The following is a 9,487-nucleotide window of genomic DNA, read 5'->3' on the forward strand; positions in this document are numbered from 1 at the left end:
GAAGAAATGGCTAATATTTTTGGAATTGATCTTGGAACAAGCAATATCAAAATCTTCAACAGGGATGAAGACAGTCTTACAGTAGAGAAGAACATGATCGCAATTGAAAATAAGACAAATATCTTCGCTTATGGAAACTCTGCATACGAGATGTATGAGAAGGCTCCTGACAAGATCAAGATATCATATCCTCTTAACAGCGGTGTTATTGCTGATATTGAGCATATGGAGACACTTGTTAAACTCTTTATAACAGATCAGATGAAGGGCAGCGTTAAGCCTTGTGATGTTTATATTGCTGTACCTAAGGACGTTACAGAAGTTGAGAGAAGAGCTTTCCATGATCTTATAAATGACGCCGGAATCAAGGCTAAAAAGATCATGATGGTTAAAAAGCCTCTTGCTGACGGACTTGGAATGAACGTAGATGTTATGAACTCTCAGGGTGTTTTGGTTGTAAATGTTGGCTATGACACAACAGAGATCTCAATCCTTTCACTTCGCGGTATCGTTGTAAGTAAGCTTATTAAGGTAGGCGGCAAGAAGTTTGATGAATCCATCAGAAACGTTATCCGTAAGGAATTCGGACTTCTTATTGGTGAAAAGACATCTGAAAACGTAAAGATTTCTCTTAAGGAGCTCGAAAAAGAGGGTAAGGACGCCGTTGTATACGGAAGAGATATTGTTACAGGTCTTCCTGTTGAGAGAAAGATTCCTACAGATCTTCTTAACCAGGCACTTGTTGAGAACTTTGATGTTATTCTTGATAATGTTAAAGCTACTCTTGAGAAGACTCCACCAGAACTTGCTGCTGATATCTTCAAGCACGGATTATATCTCACAGGTGGTGCTTCACAGGTTTGCCATCTTGCACAGAGACTTAGCAATGGTGTTGGTCTTAACGTAAATATTGCTGAGAACCCTATTGGTTCCGGAGCTCTTGGTCTTGCCAAGATTATTAAAGATGATCAGTATAAACCTCTTGCATATGGAATCGAAGAGGATAGATAAATGAGTCCCATCATAAGGCAAAGAGGAGAAGAATTTACCCTTCCAAGTAAATATCTCCTCTTTATTTTAACAATTCTATGTACGGCGTTAATTGTTATCACATTTAACACTAATCTGTTCACGGGTCCTTTGAACTCGTTTGCAGGTGTTTTTGTTGTGCCATTTCAAAAGGGGATCACAATCTGTTCAAGCTATATAAAAGAGACTACAGATAAACTTGCCTCCATTACACAGCTTCTTGATGAAAATGAGAAGCTAAAGAGTCAGATAGATGAGCTCACTATTGCCAATACAAACCTTGAACAGGAAAAATATGAGCTCACTGAGCTTCGTGAGTTATATGAACTTGATTCAAAGTATAGTGATTACCCTAAGACCGGAGCCAGGATCATCGCCAAGGATGCGGGCAACTGGTATTATTCTTTTGTTATAGATAAGGGTTCTGATGATGGCATTGCAGTCGATATGAATGTCATTGCAGGTGCAGGGCTTGTAGGAAGAGTAATTGATGTTGGACCTGACTGGGCAAAGGTTCAGTCTATAATTGCTGATAATTCTGCTGTGAGTGGAATGGTTCTTTCATCTTCTGACAACCTTATCGTTACAGGAGATTTAGAGCTCTACAGAAGCGGATATATAAGCTTTTCTAAACTTGTTGATGATGCAGATAAGGTTAGCATCGGTGACAAGATTGTGACTTCAAATATCAGTGATAAGTATCTTCCCGGAATTCTGATAGGATATATTTCTACTTTGGAAGATGATTCAAATAATCTTACTAAGTCAGGAACTCTTTCTCCTGCAGTGGACTTTGAACATATGAATGAAGTACTTGTGATATTACAAGTTAAGAATAATGGTGGAAATTAAGATTTTTTATGAATATTAGGCGTATACTTGTAAACTTCATATTTATCATAGTTTCATTTATTTTACAGACTACGCTTTTCAGGGCACTGGACTTTGGTGGAATAGCGCCCAATGTCCTTATGATAATGACTTCTTCTACAGCTTTTATCAAGGGAGATAAAGCGGGACTTTTAACAGGCTTTTTCTGCGGCCTTTTAGTCGATATTTTCTTTGGAACATATCTGGGCTTTTTTGCACTAATTTACATGTATATTGGATTTATTGTAGGAAAGCTTCACATTATCTTTTTTTCACAAAATGTTGCTATCCCTATCCTGGTAATAACAATATCAGACTTTGTTTTTGGCTTTGTCTGTTATGTCCTGATGTTCTTGTTCAGGACCAAATTTAATATCGGCTATTATATGCAGACAGTAATATTACCTGAGGTTGTGTATACAGCTATCGTAGCCATATTTATTTATCCGATCATCCTTAAGGTCAATAATATCATTGATGAAAAGGAACAAAGGAGCGCCAAGAAATTTGTTTGATGAAATAAAAGAAAACATAATTAAATTCATAACATCCAGAGCAGTCATTGTTTCTTTTGTTCTGTTTACTTTGGCCTGTGTAATGATATACAGGCTTTTTTCGCTGCAGATAATAAATGGTGAGTATTATCTTGATACTTTTAAGTTAAGGATCAAAAAAGAGAAGACCATAGCTGCTACAAGAGGAAATATCTATGACAGAAACGGCAATCTTTTAGCTTACAATGAACTTGCCAATTCTGTAACTATAGAAGACGTTTATAAGTCAGGTTCAGGCAAAAACACAGCGATTAACCAGACTTTAAATGCTCTTATTGATATCATCGAGGAAAATGGTGATACAGTAGATCAGGATTTCAATATTATCCTTAATGAGAGCAATGAATTTGAGTTTAAGGTAACAGGGAATTCACTTCTTAGATTCCTGGCAGATGTTTATGGACACACATCTATAAATGACCTTAAGTACGAGGAAAAGACAAAAACTCCTGAGAATGTTATTGATGACCTCTGCAAAAAATTTGGTGTAGGAGAGTATGAAACTCCCGGAGTATCTTCTTCTTTTGTTGCAAGAAGGGGCTATACCAATGACAGAGCTCTTAAGGTTTTGACAGTTCGTTACAATATGGATTCTAACAGTTATCAGAAGTACATTGATACTACAGTTGCTTCTGACGTAAGTGACCAGACAGTTGCTGATGTTATGGAGAATCTGGGCATGCTTGAGGGTGTTTCTATCGAGGAGAATACAGCCAGAAAGTATGTTGATGCACAGTATTTCTCACATCTTCTTGGTTATACAGGTAAGGTTTCAGAGGATGAACTTGCTGAGCTTCAGCAGATAAATTCAAGCTATGGCCTTAATGATACTGTTGGTAAATCCGGAATTGAGCAGGCTATGGAGTCTGTGCTTCAGGGAACAAAGGGATCTGAGACTGTTTATGTAGATAATACGGGTCAGGTTATCGAGACCAGCAATTATGTGGATTCTATTGCCGGTAACGATGTTTATCTTACTATTGATAAGGATCTGACTGAAGCCTGTTACGATATTATTGAGCAGTCACTTGCTGGTATCCTTGTTTCCAAGATCCAGAATGTAAAGACATACACATATACAGAGACAAGTAGCTCAAGCAGTATTGTAATCCCGATCTATGATGTTTATTATGCTATTTTTGACAACGACGTTGTTGATATACCTCATTTTGCTGAGGATGATGCAAAAGAAACAGAGAAAGCAGTATATGAGGCTTTCACAACTAAGAACGCTGCAGTTCTTTCAAGACTCAGGGAAGAATTTGAAACTGCAAAGACTCCTTATAATGCCCTTAGCAGTGAATATCAGTGGTACATGAGCCATATTGCATCAATGCTTTATTCTGATGGTGTTATCAATTCTACTCTTGTAGATAAAGAAGATGATGTATATGTTGCATGGACAACAGATGAGACAATTTCTCTTACTGAATACTTAAAATATGCTATCGCTATGAACTGGATCGATGTTTCTAAACTCAGCATCGACAATCAGTACGCAGATTCTGAAGAAATCTTTGCTCAGATAGTAGATTACATCATTGATGAGATGTCATCTGATTATGACTTCCAGACAAGGCTCTATAAATATCTTTTGCTGGATGGAAACATAAGTGGCACTCAGGTTTGCAACCTCCTTCTTGAACAGGATAAAGTTACTTTATCAGATGAAGAGCAGGGAATATGGGATAGAGGCGGAGAGACAGCCTATACCTTTATGACTAACAGGATTTCCAACCTGGATATTACACCTGCGCAGCTTGCTCTTGATCCATGCACAGGATCAATGGTTGTTACAGACGTTAATTCAGGTGATGTGCTGGCTATAGTTTCGTATCCCGGATACGATAACAACAAAATGGCAAACGGCGTTGATGCTGAGTATTACGCCAAACTTAGAAGTGATAAGTCAAATCCTCTGTACAACTATGCCACACAGCAGAAGACAGCTCCAGGTTCTACCTTTAAGATTGTTTCTGCGACAGCAGGCCTTACAGAAGGAGTTATTACAACTGATTCAACAATTTATTGCGGCGGTATTTTTGATAAGCTCGATCATCCGCCAAGGTGTTGGATATATCCTAGTGGACACGGTAACTTAAATGTTACAGGTGGTATCCGTAATTCATGTAACGTATTTTTCTATGAAGTTGGTTACAGACTTGGTCTTTTGGGTAGTTCTTATTCATCAGAGACCGGTCTTGAAAAGCTTGCCCAGTATGCAGATATGTATGGTCTTACAGAAAAATCAGGCATAGAAATTGCAGAATCAGAGCCTTCTGTATCAGATCAGGACGCTGTTCGTTCTGCTATTGGACAGGGTAGTCATTCATATACAACTATAGGACTTGCAAGATATGTAACAACTATTGCAAATAGTGGTACATGTTATAATCTTTCTCTTATAGATAAAACTACCGATTCAAGCGGTAATCTGCTTGAAGAGTACAGTGCATCTGTCAGAAATACTATCGATATGCCTCAGTCTTACTGGAATGCTATTCATTTAGGTATGAGACAGGTTGTACAGGACAAATCCTATTATGCAAATCTTGGAGTTAACGTAGCCGGTAAGACAGGTACAGCGCAGGAATCAAAGAGTAGACCAAACCACTCGCTCTTTATCTGCTATGCACCTTATGAAAAGCCTGAAATTGCAATTGCAACACGAATTGCTTATGGTTATACCTCAAGCTATGCTGCACAGATCACAAAAGAAGCTCTTTCTTATTACTTTGAACTTAGAGATGAGGATGATATTCTTTCAGGTACAGCAAGAGAACTTCAGGATGGTGCTACAAACGCCGACTAATGGGGGAAAAATGTTAAAGAAATACAAGATAATGGATTATGACTTTCCTTTAGTCATAATGGTAATTGGTCTTACAATATTTGGAATAATGGCTATCAGCTCAGCTAATCCTTCCTATGTCTCCAAACAGACAGCAGGTATGGTTTTTGGCGTGGTTTTAATGGTTTTTATTTCACTACTTGATTATTCGGTTTTGATAAAACTTTACATTCCGTTTTATATACTGAATGTAGCTCTTTTGGGCCTTGTTTTATCTCCCTTGGGTAGCAGCACAAACGGAGCTCAAAGATGGATAAACTTATTTGGAATAACATTCCAGCCATCAGAGGCAGCCAAAATTTTATTGATTTTATTTTATGCTCAGTTTATCATGAAATATAAGGACAAAGTTAAGAACATAAGCTTTGTTCTGATTTGCTTGGCACTGCTTGCGCTTCCTTTGGGACTAATCTTTAAGCAGCCCGACCTTTCAACATGTATCATGGTAATGATGATTTTCTCATCAATGATCTTTGTTGCCGGGGTGAATTGGAAGCTAGTCGTCTTTGTTTTATCTGTTTCTATTCCTTCAGTATTATTTATAATTTATAATGCTGTTCAGGAAGACAGCAGTATTCTTAAGGACTATCAGCAGCGTAGAATTCTTGCATGGCTACATCCTGAAGAGTATGCTAATTCTGAGGCTTATCAGACACTTAATTCTATGATGGCTATTGGTTCAGGTCAGCTTTACGGCAAGGGTTATAACACCAACGAGATAAGCTCTGTTCTTAATGGCGGATTTATTTCTGAGTCCCAGACAGACTTCATTTTCACTGTTATCGGTGAAGAGTTTGGTTTCATTGGGGCATGTATTGTTGTGGTTTTGATTCTTGGCATTGCTATTGAATGCTTCATGATCTCCATGAGAGCCAAGGATAAAGCAGGCGAGGTAATCGCCGCAGGCGTTGGAGGCTGGATAGGCTTCCAGGGCATTATAAACATAGGAGTTGCAACCGGAGTTCTGCCCAATACAGGACTTCCACTTCCTTTTGTAAGTGCCGGTCTGACTTCACTTTTAAGTGTTTATGTAGGCATTGGCTTTGTGCTCAATGTCAGACTTCAAGGAAATAAATATATTTTGGGGAGAGGTTAAAGTATATGAATATAGCTTTAATTGCACATGATGCGAAAAAGAAACTTATGCAGAATTTCTGCATAGCTTATAGAGGAATCCTTAGTAAAAATGATCTTTATGCTACAGGAACTACAGGAAGACTTGTAGAAGAGGTAACAAATCTTTCAATTCACAAGTATCTTGCAGGACATCTTGGTGGTGCTCAGCAGCTTGGCGCAGCAATAGAGCACAACGAAATCGACCTTGTGATCTTTTTAAGAGATCCATTAACAGTAAAATCTCATGAACCTGATATAAGCAATATCATGTCACTTTGTGATATGCATAATATTCCTGTTGCCACCAATCTGGCATCAGCTGAGCTTTTACTTAAGTCATTGGATAGGGGAGATTTTGAGTGGCGTGAGATGTACAAGTAAGATAGCTTTATTATTGTGTCTTTTAGTAGGAACAACTGGACTTACCGGCTGTTCTTACTTTTCATATTCTGCAAAGTACTCTGTATCTTCATCAACTGAAGATGTCAGAAATACATATTATTATCCTACTTTTGCTTCAGATCTTTGCGTAGCAGACGGTGATATAACAGGAGATGAGGATGTTATTTCTTCTGATGTCAGCGCCGGTCTTTTTGATCTCAATAACAAAGAAACCTTATATGCCAAAAATGTTAATCTCCAGGTTCATCCTGCAAGCCTGACAAAGGTCATGACTGCTCTTGTTGCGTTAAAATACGGCAAGCTTGATCAGGTTCTTGTTGCGGACAGTAATGTCTATGTCAATGAGAGCGGAGCTCAAAAGGTGAATCTTAAGGAGGGCGACAGACTAACTCTTGATCAGGCACTTAGGATCCTGCTTATATATTCAGCTAATGATGTAGCTAATCTTATTGCCACTAATATTGGAGGATCCATTGAAGGGTTCACAGATATGATGAATAAGGAAGCTCTTGCTATAGGAGCGACCAATTCTCATTTTACAAATCCTCACGGTTTAACGGATGAGGATCATTATGTTACAGCTTATGATATGTATCTGATATTCAATGCTGCCATGCAGTATGAGACCTTCAGCGAAATAATAAATATGACTGAATACAGCACAAACTATCTTGATTCATCAGGTAACTCAAAGGAAGTTTCTGTATCCAATACTAATGCGTATCTTCAAGGCACCCAGTCAGCGCCTATGGGGGTTACAGTTATTGGCGGTAAAACCGGTACAACATCTGCTGCCGGTCATTGCCTTATCCTGCTTGCAAGAGATACAAACGGAAGTCCTTACATCGCAGTTATCATGCGCGATACAGACAGTGGTACACTTTACTCAGACATGTCATCTTTGCTTTCAGAAATAACCAAATAGAGTTGTTTTTTAACATGTAATATTCTATAATTATTACAAGAATTTAAATTCTAACTAGCAGGAGGGTATGCCGATGGTTCAGTTAATTGTTGGGAAAAAGGGTAAAGGAAAGACAAAATGTTTATTGGACAAGGTTAATACCGAGGTTAAGAATGTACTCGGAAGCGTAGTATTTCTTGATAAGAACACCAAGCACATGTATGAATTAAACAATAAGATCAGACTTATTGTAGTTCCAGAGTTTATGATTTCAAATTCTGATGAGTTTATCGGATTCGTAAGTGGTATTATTTCTCAAGACCACGATCTCCAACAGATGTATTTTGATGGATTTTTAAATATCTCTTGTCTCGAGGGCAAGGACATAACAGAAACTATTGACAAGCTCGAAAAGCTTTCTGAGAAGTTCAATATTGATTTCATCTTAAGCGTTTCAATGGATGAATCAGAGCTTCCTGAAAATGTTAGATCCAAGGTTGTAATTTCACTTTAATTTTAAAGTATAATATATATAAGCCGCGGGCTTTCCGCGGCTTATATATTGTAAAAAAGTATAAAGGTTGGGAAAATGGCTAAGAAAAACAGCCGCGTAACAAAATATCCGGGCAATATAAATAATATAAACATTGGAATGATATTCTTTTCCGTAATGGCTATCTATATCGTTATCAGTGTCATTACTTATATGCGCAGGGATCATATAGTCGGATATCAGGTTAAAGAGGGAGCTCTTTCAACAAATAATATCTATGATGCTGTGGCTGTTCGTACAGAGAAGATCATAACCAGTGACAATGCAGGTTATGTCAATTATTTTGCAACAGAAGGCGGAAGAGTTGCAGTAGGAAATCTTGTTTATACAGTTGATGAGTCAGGGCAGCTTCTTGAGTATCTTAAATCACAAGGTTCTGAAGAAGTCGCACTTGGTGATGAGGACTTATCTGAACTTCGAAGCCAGATTGTAAATTTTGATTCATCCTTTGATCCTCAGAATTTTTATACTGTATATGATTTTAAGGTCAGCATAGATGGAACTGTTCAAAAGCTTTCAAACAGTAGTATTCTGCAGAATATACAATCTCTTAATTCAAACAGTGGAACACTTTCATCTATTGGATATAAAAATGCTCCTGACACAGGAATAGTCGTGTATTCTATTGATGGATATGAGGATCTGACACTTGAGACTATGACTCTTGATAAGCTCGACCAAAAGAACTATGAAAAGACTCAGCTTATCAATAATACTCTTGTTAAGGCGGGGGACCCTGTATATAAGCTATGCACAAGTGAAGAATGGTCTATAATTATAAATGAACAGGATCCTGAAAGACTTCAGGAATTTGAGGATCTTGAATATATCAAGGTCAGATTCATTAAAAACCAGGATGAATCATGGGGTAAGGTCACTACCTATACGAATGTGGATGGCCAAAGCTTCGTTCAGCTTACATTTACAAATTCCATGATAACTTTCTGCAGAGACAGATTTTTAAATGTGGAGCTAATAACAGAGGATGAGACAGGACTTAAGATTCCTAATTCTTCAATTGTGAATAAGAGCTTTTTCCTGATTCCTAAGGCTTACCTCATTAACAATAATGACAACACCTCAGGAGTACTAAGGGAAAAGTACGATGAACAGGGTAATGCCACTACCGAGTTTGTTTCACTTAATGTATATAATGAGACAGATACTGAGTATTACATTGATACGGACACATTAAGGGCTGGTGATAC

Annotated in this window: 9 protein-coding genes; all 9 read left to right on the forward strand. The window is 37.9% G+C overall.

All coding sequences use genetic code 11. The features are described 5' to 3' along the window. Window positions 1-6 precede the first annotated feature (6 nt). Complete coding sequence (mreB, locus tag E7303_RS10500) at window positions 7-1,011, forward strand: rod shape-determining protein (RefSeq protein WP_292145233.1); 1,005 nt, start codon at window positions 7-9, stop codon at window positions 1,009-1,011. Next, entirely contained in the window at window positions 1,012-1,881 is an 870-nt protein-coding gene (gene mreC, locus E7303_RS10505) for a rod shape-determining protein MreC (RefSeq protein ID WP_292145234.1), read from the forward strand. It abuts the gene before it with no gap. 8 nt (window positions 1,882-1,889) lie between these two features. Then, a complete protein-coding gene (gene mreD, locus E7303_RS10510; protein ID WP_292145235.1) occupies window positions 1,890-2,414 on the forward strand; it encodes a rod shape-determining protein MreD in 525 nt (174 codons plus the stop codon). Beyond that, window positions 2,407-5,265 (forward strand): penicillin-binding transpeptidase domain-containing protein, encoded by a 2,859-nt coding sequence (locus E7303_RS10515; protein ID WP_292145236.1) that lies wholly within the window; start codon window positions 2,407-2,409, stop codon window positions 5,263-5,265. The genes mreD and E7303_RS10515 overlap by 8 nt, the downstream gene beginning before the upstream one ends. Before the next feature lie 10 nt (window positions 5,266-5,275). After that, window positions 5,276-6,400: an FtsW/RodA/SpoVE family cell cycle protein gene (locus E7303_RS10520; RefSeq protein WP_292145237.1), complete on the forward strand. Its 1,125-nt coding sequence runs from the start codon at window positions 5,276-5,278 to the stop codon at window positions 6,398-6,400. 5 nt (window positions 6,401-6,405) lie between these two features. Next, the gene (mgsA, locus tag E7303_RS10525) at window positions 6,406-6,801 is read left to right on the forward strand and encodes a methylglyoxal synthase (protein ID WP_074887428.1); all 396 of its coding nucleotides are present in this window, start codon (window positions 6,406-6,408) and stop codon (window positions 6,799-6,801) included. After that, window positions 6,785-7,747 carry a D-alanyl-D-alanine carboxypeptidase family protein gene (locus tag E7303_RS10530; RefSeq protein WP_292145238.1) on the forward strand — a complete coding sequence of 321 codons (963 nt, stop codon included), beginning with the start codon at window positions 6,785-6,787 and terminating at the stop codon, window positions 7,745-7,747. The genes mgsA and E7303_RS10530 overlap by 17 nt, the downstream gene beginning before the upstream one ends. A gap of 73 nt (window positions 7,748-7,820) precedes the next feature. Continuing rightward, window positions 7,821-8,240 carry a twitching motility protein PilT gene (locus tag E7303_RS10535; RefSeq protein WP_103867958.1) on the forward strand — a complete coding sequence of 140 codons (420 nt, stop codon included), beginning with the start codon at window positions 7,821-7,823 and terminating at the stop codon, window positions 8,238-8,240. A gap of 75 nt (window positions 8,241-8,315) precedes the next feature. Then, the coding region (locus E7303_RS10540; RefSeq protein WP_292145239.1) for an HlyD family efflux transporter periplasmic adaptor subunit at window positions 8,316-9,487 on the forward strand (1,172 nt) is incomplete at its 3' end.

The organism is Butyrivibrio sp., from assembly GCF_015056685.1.
Taxonomy (GTDB): domain Bacteria; phylum Bacillota; class Clostridia; order Lachnospirales; family Lachnospiraceae; genus Butyrivibrio.